Source organism: Brevibacterium aurantiacum (assembly GCF_900169065.1).
Taxonomy (GTDB): Bacteria; Actinomycetota; Actinomycetes; order Actinomycetales; family Brevibacteriaceae; genus Brevibacterium; species Brevibacterium aurantiacum.
In genome coordinates, this window is the sequence record NZ_FXZB01000002.1 from 48869 (window position 1) to 65518 (window position 16650).

A 16650-nucleotide genomic window follows, 5' to 3' on the forward strand; every position below is an offset into this window, starting at 1 on the left:
ATCAACTAATATATCAGGTGTGTTCCTGTAGTCTATGACGAGGAAAAGCAAATGCGCAATAGGAATTCTCGGGAGTGTGGAAATGGATTCGACGGCTGACGCAGTGTCGCAGAAGATGTCCCTGGCCGCGCGTGCCTACGAGATCCTGCGCCACCGCCTCATCATGCTCGACATCGCTCCCGGCGACCCCATCAACGAGGCAGCTCTGAGCGCCGAGCTCGACGTCGGACGGACGCCTATCAGGGAGGCGCTCAAGCGCCTGGAGAGCGACCACCTCGTCGTCTCCTACCCGCGCCGGGGCACGTTCGCGAGCAACGTCGATCTCAAGGATCTATCCACGATCTCCGAGATGCGTGAGGTTCTCGAGCCCATCGCCGCCCGCAAGGCCGCCCGCAACATCACCCCCGAGCGCCGACGAGCCTTCGAAGCCACGATCGCCGACCTGCGGGAGCTGAAGGAGACCGACGAACCGCGCGCTCTCATGGAGCGCGACCTCGAGGTCCACCGCCTCATCTACTCCTCGGTGGACAACCCCCACCTCATGGAGACTCTCGTGCGCCTCGACGATCTGGCGACTCGGATCTGGTGCCTCGTCATCCCCCGCATTCCCGACCTCATCGGCCATATCCGCGAGCACATCGATCTGCTCGAAGCGATCCTCGAAGGCAAGGAGTCAGCGGTCGAGGCACACGCGGCCGAACACGTCCGCGACTTCGACACGACCCTGCGCGCCGCCCTGCGCTGAGGGGGCTCGCACCGCAGAAGGACACGACGAAGCCCCCGCAGAATCAGTTGATTCTGCGGGGGCTTCGTTAATTAGGCAACGGCACCAGCTTCGGACTCGAGGCCCAGCGGCCAGGCGCCGACGAGTTGAGGCCTAGCGGCTCGACACCCGTCCGAACGCGTTCGCGATCGGGGCCAGCAGCAGCGGCCTGGCGGCGAACCAACCGGCCACGACCACGACCATCGCGATGAGGAACCAGACGAGTCCGGCCCAACCGAGCATCTCGGTACCCGCGAACATGTAGCCGAGGTTGTGCCGCAGTCCGGTCGTGAACACGAGGAACACGTGGACGAGGATGAAGAACACGAAGAACAGCATCGTCGGGAAGTGGATCGCCCGCGCCAGCGGCGCCGGGTAGATCTTGTTCAGCGTCGTGGCGTTCTTCGGCCACCATTCGCTCATCCGCACACCCGTGATCGCGGCCAGCGGGGCGGCGATGAACACGATGATGAAGTACATCAGCTGCTGGAGAGCGTTGTAGTTGACCCATGCATCTTCCATCGGCCATTCCATCGTTCCGTACTGCAGCGCCGCCGACAGCGCGTTGGGGAACACTTCCCAACTGGTCGGCACGATGCGCGCCCAGTGCCCGGAGACGAAGAGCAGCACGACGAAGACCACACCATTGGCCAGCCACAGCAGATCGAGGCTCGTGTGCAGCCAGAGGTTGATGCTGATCTTCTTCCCACCCTTCTTCGGGGTGTAGAACGCCGGCGGCTTCTGCTGGTGACGCACCTGCAGACCCGAACGGATGATGAGCACCATGAAGAAGATGTTGAGGAAGTGCGTCCACCGCACCCAGCCCGGGAAACCGGGATCGACGAATTCCGGGATGTGGTATTCGCCCGGGTAGCGCTCGAGGAACTCCGGCACACCCGGCAGTGTCGTGACACCACGAGCGGCGAGGATGAGGATCCCGGCCACGACGATGAGTCCGCCGAGTCCCAGCCCGACGAGTTTGGACCACTGTCCCAGCGACTTCGAACCGATCATGACCGGTTCCTTCTTCACTGCGGGCTTCGCCGAGGCAGTGCTGCCCGAACCGGACGATGTGGCCTTCGCAGCCGGTGCCGTCTTCGCAGCCGGCTTGTCCGCGGTGCGTGCGGCAGCCTTGTCGTCGGCCTTCGCGGCGGGCTTGGCCATCGGTTTGCGCTGAGCGGGCTTGTCCGCCGCCTTCGCCGCAGGCTTGGCCATCGGCTTGCGCTGAGCGGGCTTCTTCTCGGCTCCGTCGGAGGACTTGTCCGACGCCGCGGCGGCTCCCGCTGCCACAGCACCTGCACCGGCAGCGGCTCCCGCACCGGCGGCTCCCGCACCGGCACCGACACCACCGATTCCGGCGCGTCGACCCTGGGGCTTCTTCTCACCGGATCCGTCAGCGGCGGCCGGCGTCGCACTCTGCTTCGCCTCGGCCGTCGATTGTGCATCCTCGGCAGGATTGCCGGCCTCGGCAGATGCGGCATCGGTCGACGTGGTCTCAGCGGCCTTGTCCTCGGTCGGAGCCGAAACGGCAGCCGAGCCTGCGGCAGGTTTCGCAGCGTGTGCAGGTGCGAACCCTTCCGGCGGCCAGGGGTCTCCCCCGGCAGTGCGGGGAAGTCCGCGACGCAGCGGAACATCGGAAAGCTCTCCGGAGCCCGAGCGGCCAGCAGCAGCTGCGGCCACACCGGCACCGGCAGCACCCGTGCCAGCAGCACCCGCGCCAGCAGCGGCGGCCGCGGGAGCAGCGGATGTCGATTCAGACGTGGAATCGGCTGACGTATCAGTCGAGGCGGCTTCGGCGGAATCGGGCTGAGCCGCAGATTCGTCCGCTGTGCTCTCGACAGGAGCGGATACAGCCGCTGCCGGAGCAGCACCGGCGGCCGAGCCACCTGCAGCCTTGACCCCGGCGGGCGCGAAGCCTTCCGGCGGCCAGGGGTCTCCGCCCTCAACGCGCGGCAGACCACGGCGCAACGGAACCTCGTCGGAGGGAGCAGATTCAGGGGCGGCAACGGCAGCGCCAGCCGCAGCTCCGACACCGGCCGTTGCAGCGGCGGCAGCCGGGGCAGCCGAGGACTCTTCGTCCGACTCGACGGACGCCGCGTCCTCGGTCGAATCCTCGACAGGAGCGTCGTCTTCGACCGCAGGCTCTGCGGAAGCAGGCGCTTCGGCTGACGCGGCGGGCGCGGCAGACGCACCGGTGGCCTTCACCCCGGCAGGAGCGAGACCTTCCGGGGGCCAGGGTTCTCCACCTTCGACGCGCGGCAGTCCCCGGCGCAGCGGAACTTCGGCCGCAGGAGCGGCTTCAGCAGGAGAGACATCGGCTGCATCGTCGTCATCGCCCGCCGTCGCAGCAGCGGCCGCACCGCCAGCAATTCCGGCAGCGCCGGTGCCCGCCGCAACAGCAGCACCGGTCGACGAATCCTCGGCGGATTCCTCGACCGAGTCATCGACGGTCCCCGTCGATTCCTCAGCCTCGGTCACATCGGACTCGGCCGCCTCGGCGGGGGAACCTTCATCCAGTTCCTCCGTCTCGGCAGTCTTCGGCAGCCATGACGCGCCCTCTTCCAAGGGTTCACCGATGGTGCCCTCCGGGGGCCAGGGGTCTCCGCCTTCGACCCGTGGCAGACCCGAGCGCAGCGAACTGGAATAGGTTGCCATATCAGGACTTGTTCTCGTTCAGTGATTCGATGGCCTGGGGAACGACCTTGAACAGGTCGCCGACGACGCCGAAATCGGCGATGTCGAAGATCGGGGCTTCGGCGTCCTTGTTGACCGCGACGATGGTCTTCGAGGTCTGCATGCCGGCCTTGTGCTGAATCGCGCCGGAGATGCCGAGAGCCACATAGAGCTGCGGGGACACCGACACACCGGTCTGGCCGACCTGGTGCGACTGGGCGATGTAACCGGCGTCAACGGCCGCACGGGAGGCACCGACGGCAGCGCCGAGGGTGTCGGCGAATTCGCCGACGAGCTCGAAGGACTCCTCCGAACCGACGCCGCGACCACCGGAGACGACCTTCTGCGCGCCGCGCAGCTCGGGACGCGAGGAGGTTTCGACAACAGCTTCGAACGAATCGATCGCAGCCGAGCGCTTACCGGAATCGGCAACCTCGAGGGCCTGCGTGTTCGCGGCCTGTGCCTCGGCGCGGGCTTCGATCGAGCCCAGACGCACGGTGACGATGGGCGCGCCGAAGGTCGGGGCCGACGAGGCGGTGTAGCCGCCGCCGTAAACGGAGTGGTTGGCCACAATGCCCTCGGAGTCGCGTTCGAGTCCGGTGGCGTCGACGGACACGGACGATCCGCTGCGCACAGCGTAGCGACCGGCGATGTCGCGACCGTCGAGAGTGTTGGGCACGAGCACGACGTCGGGAGCGGTGAGCTCCGCGGCTGCGGCGACGGCGTCGACGGCCGCGGTGCCGAGGTTGCCCTCGGCGGCTGCGGCGGTCAGGGTTGCCACGGCGCCGAGTTCGGCGGCCTTCTCGGCAGCGGCGTCGGCGCTGCCGGCGGCGAGCACGAGGGCGACGGGCGAGCCGATCTCAGCGGCTCCGCCGAGCAGTTCGGCGGCCGGCTTCTCCAGCTGGCCTTCGGCATCGGCGGTGAGGACGACGAGAATGGAGTCCTGCGGGAATTCTGACATGACGATTCTCCTTAGGCCAGACGGTTCTTGGTGAGGTATTCGGCGAGTTCGGCTCCGCCATTGCCTTCGTCGACGACCTTCTCGCCGGCTTCGCGCGGCGGCTTCTCGGCGACGGTGACCATGATCGAGCGGGCCACGGACAGGTCCTCGGCATCGATGTCGAGATCGGACAGGCTGATGACCTCGAAGGGCTTCTTCTTCGCCGCCATGATGCCCTTGAAGTTCGGGAATCGGGCTTCGGGAAGCGCCTCGGTGATGGAGATGACGGCGGGCAGTTCGGCCGAGACCTGCTGCTTGCCGCTTTCGACCGCGCGGGTGCCGGAGACCTTGCCGTCGCCCAGTTCGACGGTCGTCAGGCCGGTCACGTGCGGGTAGTCGAGGTGCTCGGCGAGCATCGCCGGCATCATGCCGCCGTTGCCGTCGGTGGAGAAGTTGCCGGTCACGACGAGGTCGAACTCACCGCGGCGCAGAGCGGCGGCGAGCACCTCGGCGGTCAGGCCCAGATCCGCACCGGCCAAGCCTTCATCGGCCACGTGCACGGCATTGTCGGCACCCATGGCCAGACCCTTGCGGATCGTCGCAGTCGCGGTATCGGGCGCCATGGAGATGACGGTCACCTCGGTGTCGCCGTCGGAGTCCTTCTGCGTCAGGGCGACCTCGAGGGCACGCTCACCGATCTCATCGAGGACGGCTTCCGAGGCGCCGCGATCGGCGAGCCCGGTTTCCAAGTTCAACTTGCGGTCGCCGTACGTATCCGGGACCTCTTTGACCAACACCGCGATCTTCAAGGATGACTCCTTAGGTTCGTGAAGCAGTTCCAGCTGCGTGAGACTTTCGTCTCATAATCTACAGGTGGCTGATTTCCGTCCGTTGACCGGGTCCGGGTTGGAACCGATCATGTCCATCACCCATGGTACGTGGTAAGCACCACAGATATCTCCGTAACTGTACGAACGATCGACAGAATTTGTCCAGTGCGCCGGACTCCGCAACCATGCGGACTTTCCTCGCCGAGGCGGTCCCCCTGTCGTCGACGACGGGACCTCGACGCAGGGCCATCCCCTCGCCGAGGCGGGGCCCTAGAATGGGAAGGAGACCGACCATTCCTCCCGGTGCCCATCGCCGCCTCTCCGCGCGAGTGCATCAGGGCAGGTTGAACGCAGAGGTCGCAGGCAAGACGCAGACATCAACGGTGAAGGAGCGCCCCGTGGCATTCGACCTCGACGACATCGACCGCAGCATCATCGCCGCCCTCGTCGAGGACTCGCGCCTGAGCGTGCGCCAGCTGGCCGAACGTGTCCACATCTCCCGCTCCGCCGCACATAAGCGCTTCACCACCCTCATCGAATCGGGTGCGATCAGAAAATTCACCGCCGAGGTGGACCGCGAGGCTCTCGGCATGACCGTGACCGCGGTCGTCGTCGTCAAGATCGGCGAGCGCCCCTGGCCGCAGGTCCGCGATGACCTGGCAGCCCTTCCCTTCGTCGAGAAGGTCCAAGCCGTCAGCGGGGACATTGACGCCCTGGTGACGGTCAATGCCCCGGATAACACTGCGCTGTCGCAGGTAATCCTGCGCCGCATCCACGAAGTCCCGGGCGTCGTGTCCTCCCGCTCGCTCCTCATCCTCGATGAGGCCGAGGGCCACAGGCCGGGCGCCGGCTGAGTAGTGCGGCTCAGTCCTTCTGGTATTCGGTGATGGCTTTCTCGGCAAGGTCGAGACCGTAATCCGCGTCGGCGTATCCGGCGATTGTGGCTTTGCCGATCGGATAGACGTGTCCGGCCCGGACAGCCGGGAGGTCTTTGAACACAGCGGAGTCCATGAGCGCCTTCGTCAACGAGTCATAGTCGCCGCGCAGGTCCGAGTTGACGAAGATGATGTCGGCATCGGACAGACTGCGGTCGAGGACTTCCAGCGAGATCTGAGCTTCGGGCTCGACGGTCCCTGACTTATTGCCTCCCTGTTCGGCCTTGCCGTACTTCTTCACCATGGCGTCCTCGTCGGCCGACCAATCGAACCCGAGTGGGAACAGAATCGTGCCGAGCATGTTCTCACTGCCCCACAGATATGCCGAGTTCTCCTCGAAGGAGGACACCACTCCGATCGTGGTGCCCTCGGTGACCTCGGAATGCTTTTCGCCGAGCTGCTTCTGCCGAGCCGTGAATTCTCTGTCGAGTTCGTCGAGCTGATCGGTCTTGTTGACGGCGTCTGCGACTTCCCCAACACGCTGCTGCCAATTCGCGCGGTCTCCGCCGCGCAGGGTGAACTGGTAGACGGGTGCGATCTCCTCGAGCTGCTCGATCATCTCCGGTTCGAAGATGTTCGGGGACAGGATGAGGTCGGGTTCGGCCTCGGCGAGCTTCTCGAGGTCCGGCTCCTGCTGACTGACTGTGGGGATCCCCTCGAGTTCATCGAGCCACACCTCGGGCACGGCCGGATCCTGGTACTCGCCCTGCGCCACGGGAGGCGCGTCAAGATCCATGAGGGTCTCGGTGGCGGCGTAGTGCAGTGTCGCGACGGCCTTCGGAGCCGCGGGCACTTCGACCTCCGCGCCGGTCGCATCGGTGACGGTGCGCGTCTCGGAGGCAGTGCCCGGGTTCGCTTCCTCACTGCCGCCTGCGCATCCGGCGAGGAGAGCGAGGCCGGTGGCTCCGGCGATGGCAGCAGCGGTCAGGCGCGTCAATGTCATACGTTTGTCCTTATTCTTCTTTGATCTGGTGAACGTCCGGGTGAGGCGGCCGGGCCCCGGAGAGGCAGTTCAGGAGCGTGCGGCGATCACGGCCGATCGGAACCGGCCGAACCCCCATCCGATGTCTCTCACCTGCACGTGCGCGGCTCCGAGCCTGTGCAGATCCGTGACGAGCTCGCCGCTGGTCAGCGACGGATTCCCGGTGGTGGCCAGGACCGTGATGAGCTCTTCGGCCTGATGGTCATCGGTCTCGGCATCGTCGGTGAAGGGTTCGACGATCACTACTGTCCGGCTCGCGGCGAACATCCGGTCCAACAACGAGGTCACCTCTGTCCGCGATCGCCCCGTCAATCCGGCGATCACGAGGGTGCAGTCGACGTCCGGCCAGGGTCGTCGACCGGACAGGCCCTGTGCGCCGGGAGTGTGGATCGTCCGCCCCGAATGCGAGGCCTTCCTCGTCAAGGCGGCGGCCGCCTCGGCGTCGACATCACCGACGACGGCGAGGCTCTCGGCCGATGCCACGGGTTCGAGGTCGAGGATGAGATCGAGGACATACTGCAGGTGGTCGAGGCTGCGTCGCCGGTGGGCGGAGTCGAGTTCGGAATCGGCGTCGCGCTGGGCATGCCAGGTGGGAGCCTGAATCGTCGAGGCGCGGGAGGAGCGGGAGGCGAACCCGCCTCTGAGCACATCGATGAGGTCGACGAGGGAGAAAAGGTCGAGCAGCGCCGCATCGCTCAGGTCAAGTCCGTCGGAGGCACCGTCGCCTGTGAGGACCGCTCCGGTCGGGGTGTTGCGGTAGTTCTCCTCCTCACGCGCAAGGAGCCCGAGGGAGCACATAGCCGTCAGCACCGGGCGCACACGGTCGGTGTCGAGGCCGAGTTCGGCGGCGATCGCCTCGGCGGTGGCGACTCCGCCAGCGATGAGGTCGTTGATGCCGAGGGTGACGGCCGTCCGGGTGATGATCGCGGGGAGCAGTTCGGTCATTTCGTGGACCTGGTGGAGGACCTCGAGAGTTCCGTCCGGTTCGGCGCTGCCCTCGCTGCCGGCTGCTGCAGAAGGGGCCGAATCATCGGCCGGGGCGTACTCGGCCCCAGACCCCTCGAGCGTGGCCTCGGGCGTGGAGGCGACTGCCGCACTGGGCGCGGCGGGACGAGTCGGCATCTTCCGCCAGTAGCCGACGACCTCGACGTCCTCTTTGGGAAGGCCGATCTCCCGGCGCAGGTAGCGGCGGATGGGGGCGATGGTCAGCGTCTCGCCCGCGCACCAGGCGAAAGTGCGTCCTTCGGGCAGATCGAGATTCTTCACAGCGTCGAACATCAGGCGCGATTCGCCCGGTGCGGTGGATCCGCGGATGAGCCAGTCGATTTCGACATCGGCTTCGGTGGGGATGTCTTGAATGTCGTCGGAGGTGGGTACTTCGATGATGATGTGACCGCGGGTGCCAACAGGTGCCTCTTCGAGCCAGCGCCCGACAGCGGGCAGCGCCGTCTCGTCGGCAACGAGGAGGTGGAAATCGATGTCGTCGGCCAGCCCGGCGCAGGTCTTCGGTCCGGCGAAGCTGATCCGATCACCGACCGCGACGCCGAAAGCCCAGTCAGAGGCCAGTCCGGAGTCATGGCGCACGATGTCGATGCTGAAGGAGTTCGTCTCGTGGTCGACGCTGCGAACAGTGTAGTCGCGGGCACGGTTGAGCGCTTCCCGATTCCAGTTGAAGCGGAACTCCTCCTGCTCGCCGATATCGAGGGATGAGCCGTCGGGCGGGGGAATGACGAGTTTCACGTGATCGTCGAAACCCTCGGAGCGGAATGCAGGCCGTGCAGCCTCGCCGACCCCACCGGCCGCCAATTGATCGCCTGCCACTGTCAGGCGTCGCATGTTCGGGGTGATGTCGACGATGCCGGTGACTTCCACTTCTCGCAGGATGATCGGCAACACCTGCAGAGGCCTGGAAGTACGCGGCATGTATTCAGCTCCGAGGGTTCTTGACGTATGAAACAGCGAGAAACAGAGAAGCCGGACCCACAACTTCAAGCAGGTGTGTCAACTGCCTTAGGCAAGACCGATGTTCCCTATATCTCATAGGTGAGCCTAACCTGGGATCGCAGCAGGTGCAACCACTTATTTTCAACACCGACCAGAGACCGCCACCTCAGTTCGCTCCGACACCCCTGGTCTCGCCTCGTCTTATTCGCGCGGTCCCGACAGCAGCATGAGCGCGGCACCGGCGACGATGCGCTTGTACACCGGCTCGACAGACAGCGTGTCTCCGCCGGCTGTGAGGAGCCCGAACTCGGTGAGTTCCTGCAGCTCGTCTGCCAAGAGCGTGGAGAGTCGCTCGGCGCGCACCTCGCCGAGGTCGAGGTCGGGGCGTTCGGGTGCCGAGTCAGGAGTGAGGATCTCGATGAGGCGTTGGGCGATCGTGATCGCCGGGGCGCCGTAGTCCTCTCCGGGAACGAGGTTGATCACGTCGAGCAGCCGCTCGTAGATGAAGGCGCCGATGACCGGCAGTGCGGTATCCGCGCTCACCTCACCCTTCTTCCACTCGTCGGCGGCGCTTCCCGGGCGGACCTTGGTGCCGGTGATCTCGGTGATCTCAGCACTCTGCATCACGGCCCACATTGCTTCGAGGACGGGCACCTCATCGGCGCTGCGCGCATAGTTCACGCCGTCTTCGTACCGGGCGTTCGACGCAACCCCGACGGCGTCGATGCCGAACTTTTCGGCCGCCTCGGCGATATCGGCCCGCTTCACCCGTCCCGTACCGGTCAACGGGCGGGAGTCGCCGATCCATTCGAGAATGCCGGCCACACCTGAAACGAGGCGGTTGTCCGACAACGGCTGCGCGAGCTGCTCCTCACTCAGGGCATTGGCTTCGACTGCGGCCATCAGGGCCGAGGGCAGCGGGTCGGTGCGCATGCTCGCGGCCTCGGCTCGGGCGCGGGCGGCGTTCCAGCGTTCGGGGTTCTCGTCGGTGTCCATGCGGAAGCGGAGATAGTTGTCGAGAGCTTCTAGGCTGTCGAGGAAGATCACCGTCGACGGCGATTCGCCATCGGTCTTCTCGGCCTCCTCCTGTCCGTCGACTGCGAAGCTTTCAAGGACGTCGAGGAGGTCGTCGATTCCCTCCGGTTCGTCGATATCTGCGCGGGAGGACACGGCGATGCAGAACAGGAGGTGGGCGATGTCGAAGACCTCTGAGTCCTCGTCGACGTCGTCGTAGGTCTCGGCCAGCCAGTCGCGGAAGCGCTGATAGAGCGGCATCTCGTAGACGGTCTTCTCGACCGCGTCCATTCGTTCGTCGACGCTCTGCGGGTCGGCGTGGGGATTCGCCTGTGCGCTCGCCTCGGCGCTCGATCCGCCGAGCCACTCAGGCAGGTCCTGTTCTGCGGCAGGGCCGTCCTGGACGTCCTGGTCGTCCTGGTCGTCCTGGAACACTCGGTCGGTGGAACCGTAGGTGCCCGCAACCGGTTCCGGATAGCCGTCGAGCGGCATGAGCTCGTCGACGAATTGCTGCTCCAAGACCTTGTTTCGTTTGGCCAACCGCGCGACCGCGGCGGCTACGGCGAGCATGGAGCCCTCGAGGACTGGACGTCCGCTGTTGCTGGCGATGAGGCGATCGAGGCTGTCGACGACGCGGCCCTTATGTGCCAGGGCCAGGATGTCGCGGGCCACGGCACGGGACTTCTTCGCCGACCACTTCGGTGCCATCACTCCGCCGAGCTTCGGTCCGTGCACGTCGTCGGTGAACCATTCGTCGAGGAGGTCCATCGCTGCCCCGGTCACCTGCGCGACGCTCGGGTTGAAGTCCTGGGGGTCAGAGGGCAGGGAGGCCACAACAGCCTCGGCGGTTTTGATGTCGCCTTCGGCAAAGGTCACGGAGAACGACCGCAGCTTCCCCAGAGCCAGTCCGCGGTGGGCACCGACCGGGGTGAACAGGCGGCGGTTGTATTCCTCCTGCGCCTTCTCCATGGCTGCGTGGAATTCGGCCTCGGTGAAGTCCGCATTCGGATCATCGACGTCAATGCCTTCGGCCTTGAGGAACGGCGCCAGCTCCCGCATCATCCCGTCGCCCATGCCGGGGTTGTGGCTGATTTTGCCGCCCGCTGCCATTCCGTGGAATTCGGGACCGTCGAAGAAAGTAGACACGCATTGCTCCTGCCGAGGATGAACTGAAGAAATAACGGTAACAAATCAGACCTCGTCGGCCCCACAACTGCCCCGGCATGGCCCCGCGGCTTCACCGAGATCACATTTCGGGAGTCGGCGGTACCGCACACAGCTCTGCGGGCCCGGTCGGTGTTCACGCCCTGGTCAGCGCTCAGCCTCCCGGAGAAGCGAGGGTCTTCCGCACCGCCCTGATGGTCAGCTCGAGAGACTGGGCGCGCGCGGTCGGATCGTCGACGCCGACGCTCACGCTGTAGAGGTGTCCGGAGCCGATGGTGAGGTAGACGAACGCCGCCGCCCATCCGATGGGCACGCCTTCATCGATGGAACCGTCCGCCTGCCCTTTCGCGATGACGGCCTCGAGGGGATCATCCTCGGCATCCGCAGATTCAGCGCACGTGCTGGACTCAGCGCCTGACCGGGACTCGGCGGCCGCCTCGGCGAAGGATTCATCGGTGATGATCGGGTTGTCGGCGAAGAGCAGGGTGAGCACATCGGGCAGAGTGAACAGCTCCGCACAGATCCGCTCGAGCGCAGCCAGCCCGGTCCCTTCGCCGGGACGGGCCTTCATGACCGCCTCACCGAATCGCCGGGCACCGAGCAGGGCCGCCGCACCGACGAGCGCCTCCCGATCACCGAAATGTCGGTAAAGAGTGGTGCGACCGACGCCGATCGACTGTGAAAGTTCGATCATCGACGCCTGCGGGTTCGCGGCAAGGTGGGTCAGTGCCTCGCTGACCAGCGCCTCTCGGCCCAATCGACGCATTCCCTGCACCGGCACAACCCCTCCCTGACTCTGCGAACGATACAGAGCAGTCTACTTGTGGAACAGCGTTGTTCCACTTTGGTATCATTGAGTACCGACAATGCCTTCGAGGATCGAGCACGTGATGGATCAGCCCCAGCAGAAGATCGACTTCGCAACCCAGCAGCCCCACGCCCCCGCGACGTTCGCGCTCAGTCGGAGCGACGTCGTCGTCATCGGCCTCGTCTGCATCGGCATCGGGGTGGCGCTCGGCTTCTTCCTTCCAGCCCTCGGCTCGATTGCCGCGACTTTCCCCATCCCTTTCGGTGACGTCATCGAGAAGCTCAGCCGCTTCGACCAGGCGTGGGTCGTCATCGCCCGACCGATCATCGGCGGGTTGCTCGGACTCATCGCCGCCTTCTTCATCGCCGCATCGACGACTCCCCTGGTCGTCGATGAACACGGAATCACCATCGGCCGAGACGACGACCACCCGCTGCGCATCTCCCGCGCCTCGTTCTCGACCGCGTACTTCACCGACGGCAAGCTCGTCGTCGTCACCGAGGGCGGGCACCAGGCCTTCAAAGGAGATGCCGAAGGCAAAAAGACCGCGATTGCCGAGGCCTTCACCTCCCGCGGATATCGCTGGGGCGAGATCTGAGGGCCGCGGCGCCGAAGGTTGGGACGGCGTACATCGCCCCGCTCGGAGAGGACTTCTCACCGAGAGCTGATGCGATCGACGGGAGGAAGTAATCCAGAAGTGACGAGCTGGCGAGGGCGATATCGATAAGGCTTTTCAACGTCCTCGATGCCAACCCTGCGGTCGTCGTCCACAACCGCGACAACGAAGAATGCCGAGCCAAGCCGACACCGCCGCTCTCTCGTCGGCACGAATGAGAATCGGCCCCGAAATATAGTTCTCCGAGGCCGATTAACAATGTGGGAACGCAGGCAACCACGCGGCAAAAACGCAATCTCTCATACGCGTCCACATGCTTGCTAGACGCAACGTCCCGGTTTCAGACTTATCCGGCTCATCCCAATCGGGGGTGTAGGAGTTGGGGTCTGAAGCCGCCGGTCTCGAGCAGGCTTCGGGCGATGTAGTTGGTCAGGTTGCGGAACCCGAGTGCGGAGCCGCGCAGGTGTTCGAGCCGTCCGTTGAGCGCCTCGGTCGGCCCGTTGCTGGTGCCGGGTCGTTCGAAGTAGGCGAGCACGTCAGTGGCTCGCTTCTTCAGGGTCCGGCCCAGGGCGGTGAGCTCGGTGAGCACCTTGGGGACGCCGGCGCTGAGGTCGGTGATCAGCTTCTCCAAGAGCTCGCGGCCACGTTGCCGGTCCTCGTGGCGATAGGCGGCGATCATGCGCTGGTAGACACCCCAGGTCGCCTCGACCTCGACGTGAGCGTCATCAACGAACAGCGCGCGTAGCCTGTCGCTCTGCTTGTCGGTGAGCAGGTCCGCGCCGGTGTGCAGCGTGCGCCGCGACTTGTAGAGCGGGTCGTCCCTGAACCCACGGTGCCCGTGGATCGCGAGTTGGACCCGGCGCCGGCACCTGTCGAGGGCGTCACCGGCCAGGCGCACGACGTGGAAGGGATCCATCACCGTGACTGCGTCCGGGATCTCCTCTGCAGCGGCGGTCTTGAACCCGGTGAACCCGTCCATCGCCACCACCTCGACCGCGTCACGGAAGGCGTCGTCGCGGTCGGCGAGCCAGGTCTTGAACGCCGCCTTCGACCGGCCCTCGACCATGTCCAGCAGCCTTGCTGGGCCGGCGCCATCGCGGACCGGGTGAGGTCGATGATCACGGTGACGTACTTGTCGCCACGCCTGGTGTGGCGCCAGACGTGCTCATCGACGCCAATGACCTTCACGCCCTCAAACCGCGTGGGGTCGTTGATCAGCAGCCGCTTGCCTTCGCCCAGGACCGCGTTGGTGGCGGTGTCCCACGCGACCCCGAGTCCCTCGGCGACACGGGCGACGGTGAGGTGTGCGACCACGATCCCTTCCAGCGCCCACCGCAGCCCGGTGCGCGAGAGCTTCGCGCGTGGCTCCGCCGCGGCGCTGGTGTCTCGGCGCCACACGTGTCCACAGTCGGCACAGCGGTAGCGGCGCACTACAACTTCCAGCACGGTCGGTCGCCAGCCCAGCGGCTCGTGGGCCAACCGCCGGATCACGGCGTCACGAGCAGCGCCTTCGCTGCCGCACCGTCGGCACCACTGATCTGGTTCCACCACGCGGCACGCGAGGACCGCACGATCCGGTTCAAGTCGTTGTCCGGTCACGCTCAGACCGAGGCCGTCGAGTCGAGCGAAGGCGGTCAGGTCAAGGCGGCCGAAGCCGGCCGGCGGGGTAGCGTCGGACACGTCGAGGTCTTTCGGATGGATGGCGTAGGAACCTCCGTCGTCGCGAGATCTCGATGTCTATCTGCGGACCGACGCGCCCGGCCGACCTACACCCTCATCTGAGAAGACCCCTGAAACGTCTTCGACGACGACGGGACCGGCGAGGAGGAGGGCGCGGTGAGCTAAAGGAATGGAGCTTGCTCGGCTTCGACGCCGCCGCAAGCTCCGGTGAAACGATCGGTACTGGTCGGTCGTCGTCGGTCACCACCGGATGGCGGCGTCCCCCACGCTCGGCGTTTGCGCAGGTCAGCGGTTCGTTCGCCCAGTGGGCGCATCAAGCGATAGACGCAAAGCCGACGTGATTAGGTCGTCGGTTCGATTCCGACAGGCGGCTCCGGCGAACAGCCCCTGACCTGCGGAAACGCAGGGCAGGGGCTGTTCGGTTCTGGTGGTCGCGCGATGCGCTGGCCTCACGGCTCTGCCCGACACCGACGTCGCTCTCCTCTGCGACGGACCCTCGCCGGCTGAGCGCTCGCGGCCGGCATCCTGTCCGTGTGCCGATAGGCCTCGCGCCGCTCGGCAACGCCGCATGGCGTTGCGTCGCGACCTGGCGACGGCTCGGCGGGGCGCGATCGTCTCGTGCGTTGGCGGACTACGGGAGCTTGGACGCGAGGACGTCGGCCGCCAGGATCTCGGGTGCTGCGCTGAGGAGGTGCTGGTTGGCCATCAGGGCTGCGACGATGGCGCCGTTGGCGTGGGCGTCGCGAGCGGCCTCGTCGGGGAATGCATCGAAGATCCAGAAGGTGTCGGCGTCGGTCCTGACCGCGAACCAGACAATCGTTCCTACTTCTTCGTTGGCGAGTGCGACAGCGCCGGCGAGCAGATCGGCGAGCGCGTCGTGCTGTCCATCGGCCGCGACGATCTTGGCGACGAAGGCATACGGAAGTGATGCGGGTGTTGACATGAGGGACTCTCCTTGAAGTCGTGTTTCTTCGTGTGACGAGTTCAGCATATGACGAGCGAGGGCCGGTGGGTAGTGGCGTATACGGCAGTATTGCTATTGTTTACGTCATGCGTATTGGACTGATCGCGATTGACGGCTGCTTCGGTTCGGCTATCGCGTCGATCATCGACATCGTGCGGGTGGCCGACGGAGCCCGCGGCGATGTCGACCCGCGGATCGACCCGATCGAACTCGCCATCCTCGGACCGAAACGGCGAGTGGCCACGACGGCATCGATGACCCTGTCGGTGGACCACCCACTGTCGGAGTCCGCAGAGTTCGACGTGGTCGTCGTCCCTGCGCTTGGAACCCTTACGGCCGCCGCTACCAACGACGCCCTCCAGAGCCGAGATGCTCGTTCGGTCATCGCCTCGCTCGGGCGCCTCGACGAGGCGACCACCCGGATCGCCGCGGCGTGCACCGGCGTGTTCGCTGTCGCCGAGACCGGACGGATGCATCATCGGCGGGCGACGACCAGCTGGTTCCTGGGGCCGGAGTTCCTGAAGCGCTATCCGACCGTCGCCCTCGATCTCGACACCATGGTCGTGGTCGACGGGAACCTCGTCACCGCCGGCGCCGCGTTCGCCCACATCGACCTCGCGCTCTCACTCGTGCGATCGATCAGCCCCGACCTGGCCCAACACGTCGCCAAGCTCCTCATCATCGACGAGCGCCCGTCGCAGGCGGCCTTCGTCGCCTACGAACATCTCCGGCACGAGGACCCGATCGTCGTCGAGTTCGAACGCTTCGTGCGCGCCCGCCTGGACGAACCGTTCAACGTCGCCTTCGTCGCGCAGTCGCTCGGCACCAGCCGGCGCACCCTCGAACGACGAGTCCGTGCGGCGCTCAACCTCACTCCGCTCGGCTTCGTCCAACGGCTTCGCATCGAACGAGCTCGGCACCTCTCAGCAACCACGGACCTCACCTCCGCCGAGATCGCGCTACGGGTCGGCTACGCGAACGCCGAGACTCTGCGCTCCCTCCTGCGTAGGGAGCGACGCCGTTCCTGACCTATCGCCATGCCTGTAGCCGGTGTGCTAGTGCTCGACTGGAACCACCTCTCAGCACGTCGCGTAGCCGCTCCTGCGTCGCCCCTGGGCGACCTACTCGACACGCCCGCAGCACAGGCCATGTGACGTGTCCCGGCTTCCCGAACGGTCTGGGTTGGGTGGCTGTGATGTCGCTGCGTTCTCGTCGAGAGGATCAGCAGACCCGATCAGAGTCGATTGGGATAAGACGCGAAGGCGGTCAGTTCAGGGCGGCCGAAGCCGGCCGGCGGGGTAGCGTCGGACACGTCGAGGTCTTTCGGATGGATGGCG

12 protein-coding genes and 1 pseudogene are annotated in these 16650 nt (G+C 65.8%); 4 read left to right on the forward strand and 9 right to left on the reverse strand.

What is annotated here, in order from left to right:
• The first annotated feature begins 82 nt into the window (after positions 1-82).
• On the forward strand, positions 83-745 hold the full coding sequence (locus tag BAUR9175_RS01825) for a GntR family transcriptional regulator (protein ID WP_009883818.1): 663 nt from the start codon (positions 83-85) through the stop codon (positions 743-745).
• 132 nt (positions 746-877) lie between these two features.
• Here BAUR9175_RS01825 and BAUR9175_RS19840 read toward each other — a convergent pair whose 3' ends face one another.
• Genes BAUR9175_RS19840 through BAUR9175_RS01840 form a run of 3 tightly spaced genes read right to left on the reverse strand, consistent with a single transcriptional unit; the run spans position 878 to position 5185 of the window.
• Positions 878-3418, reverse strand: a complete 2541-nt coding sequence (locus BAUR9175_RS19840) for a cytochrome b/b6 domain-containing protein (RefSeq protein ID WP_101582810.1) — start codon at positions 3416-3418, stop codon at positions 878-880.
• Between the two features lies 1 nt (position 3419).
• Positions 3420-4397, reverse strand: coding sequence for an electron transfer flavoprotein subunit alpha/FixB family protein (locus BAUR9175_RS01835; protein ID WP_101582812.1), 978 nt, complete (start codon positions 4395-4397; stop codon positions 3420-3422).
• An 11-nt stretch (positions 4398-4408) separates the two neighbouring features.
• Complete coding sequence (locus BAUR9175_RS01840) at positions 4409-5185, reverse strand: electron transfer flavoprotein subunit beta/FixA family protein (protein ID WP_101582817.1); 777 nt, start codon at positions 5183-5185, stop codon at positions 4409-4411.
• Between the two features lie 419 nt (positions 5186-5604).
• On the opposite strand from BAUR9175_RS01840, the gene BAUR9175_RS01845 reads away from it, so the two are divergent.
• Complete coding sequence (locus tag BAUR9175_RS01845) at positions 5605-6060, forward strand: Lrp/AsnC family transcriptional regulator (protein ID WP_009883814.1); 456 nt, start codon at positions 5605-5607, stop codon at positions 6058-6060.
• A gap of 10 nt (positions 6061-6070) precedes the next feature.
• Here the strand turns inward: BAUR9175_RS01845 and BAUR9175_RS01850 are convergent, their stop codons facing one another.
• From BAUR9175_RS01850 to BAUR9175_RS01865, 4 genes are all read right to left on the reverse strand, one after another.
• Positions 6071-7084 carry an ABC transporter substrate-binding protein gene (locus BAUR9175_RS01850; protein WP_069599171.1) on the reverse strand — a complete coding sequence of 338 codons (1014 nt, stop codon included), beginning with the start codon at positions 7082-7084 and terminating at the stop codon, positions 6071-6073.
• A gap of 69 nt (positions 7085-7153) precedes the next feature.
• Positions 7154-9046, reverse strand: coding sequence for a siderophore-interacting protein (locus BAUR9175_RS01855; protein WP_069599170.1), 1893 nt, complete (start codon positions 9044-9046; stop codon positions 7154-7156).
• 222 nt (positions 9047-9268) lie between these two features.
• Entirely contained in the window at positions 9269-11227 is a 1959-nt protein-coding gene (locus tag BAUR9175_RS01860) for a hypothetical protein (protein ID WP_069599169.1), read from the reverse strand.
• 172 nt (positions 11228-11399) lie between these two features.
• Positions 11400-12026: a TetR/AcrR family transcriptional regulator gene (locus BAUR9175_RS01865; RefSeq protein WP_236850579.1), complete on the reverse strand. Its 627-nt coding sequence runs from the start codon at positions 12024-12026 to the stop codon at positions 11400-11402.
• A gap of 109 nt (positions 12027-12135) precedes the next feature.
• Here BAUR9175_RS01865 and BAUR9175_RS01870 point away from each other — a divergent pair, with 109 nt between their 5' ends.
• Positions 12136-12651 carry a YqeB family protein gene (locus BAUR9175_RS01870; RefSeq protein ID WP_096145807.1) on the forward strand — a complete coding sequence of 172 codons (516 nt, stop codon included), beginning with the start codon at positions 12136-12138 and terminating at the stop codon, positions 12649-12651.
• Between the two features lie 373 nt (positions 12652-13024).
• Here BAUR9175_RS01870 and BAUR9175_RS01875 read toward each other — a convergent pair.
• Both BAUR9175_RS01875 and BAUR9175_RS01880 read right to left on the reverse strand, forming a co-directional pair.
• A pseudogene (locus tag BAUR9175_RS01875) lies at positions 13025-14349 on the reverse strand (ISL3 family transposase).
• A 631-nt stretch (positions 14350-14980) separates the two neighbouring features.
• Entirely contained in the window at positions 14981-15292 is a 312-nt protein-coding gene (locus BAUR9175_RS01880; protein ID WP_096145797.1) for a putative quinol monooxygenase, read from the reverse strand.
• Between the two features lie 107 nt (positions 15293-15399).
• Between BAUR9175_RS01880 and BAUR9175_RS01885 the strand changes: the two genes are divergently transcribed.
• Entirely contained in the window at positions 15400-16341 is a 942-nt protein-coding gene (locus tag BAUR9175_RS01885; protein ID WP_096145798.1) for a GlxA family transcriptional regulator, read from the forward strand.
• Positions 16342-16650: the final 309 nt, after the last annotated feature.

What these genes read in the sequence shown, in the direction of transcription:
- BAUR9175_RS01870 (WP_096145807.1), top strand. Translation starts at nt 12,136, where the DNA reads ATGGATCAGCCCCAGCAGAAGATCGACTTCGCAACCCAGCAGCCCCAC.
- BAUR9175_RS19840 (WP_101582810.1), bottom strand. Translation starts at nt 3,418, where the DNA reads ATGGCAACCTATTCCAGTTCGCTGCGCTCGGGTCTGCCACGGGTCGAA.
- BAUR9175_RS01825 (WP_009883818.1), top strand. Translation starts at nt 83, where the DNA reads ATGGATTCGACGGCTGACGCAGTGTCGCAGAAGATGTCCCTGGCCGCG.
- BAUR9175_RS01880 (WP_096145797.1), bottom strand. Translation starts at nt 15,292, where the DNA reads ATGTCAACACCCGCATCACTTCCGTATGCCTTCGTCGCCAAGATCGTC.
- BAUR9175_RS01855 (WP_069599170.1), bottom strand. Translation starts at nt 9,046, where the DNA reads ATGCCGCGTACTTCCAGGCCTCTGCAGGTGTTGCCGATCATCCTGCGA.
- BAUR9175_RS01850 (WP_069599171.1), bottom strand. Translation starts at nt 7,084, where the DNA reads ATGACATTGACGCGCCTGACCGCTGCTGCCATCGCCGGAGCCACCGGC.
- BAUR9175_RS01885 (WP_096145798.1), top strand. Translation starts at nt 15,400, where the DNA reads ATGCGTATTGGACTGATCGCGATTGACGGCTGCTTCGGTTCGGCTATC.
- BAUR9175_RS01835 (WP_101582812.1), bottom strand. Translation starts at nt 4,397, where the DNA reads ATGTCAGAATTCCCGCAGGACTCCATTCTCGTCGTCCTCACCGCCGAT.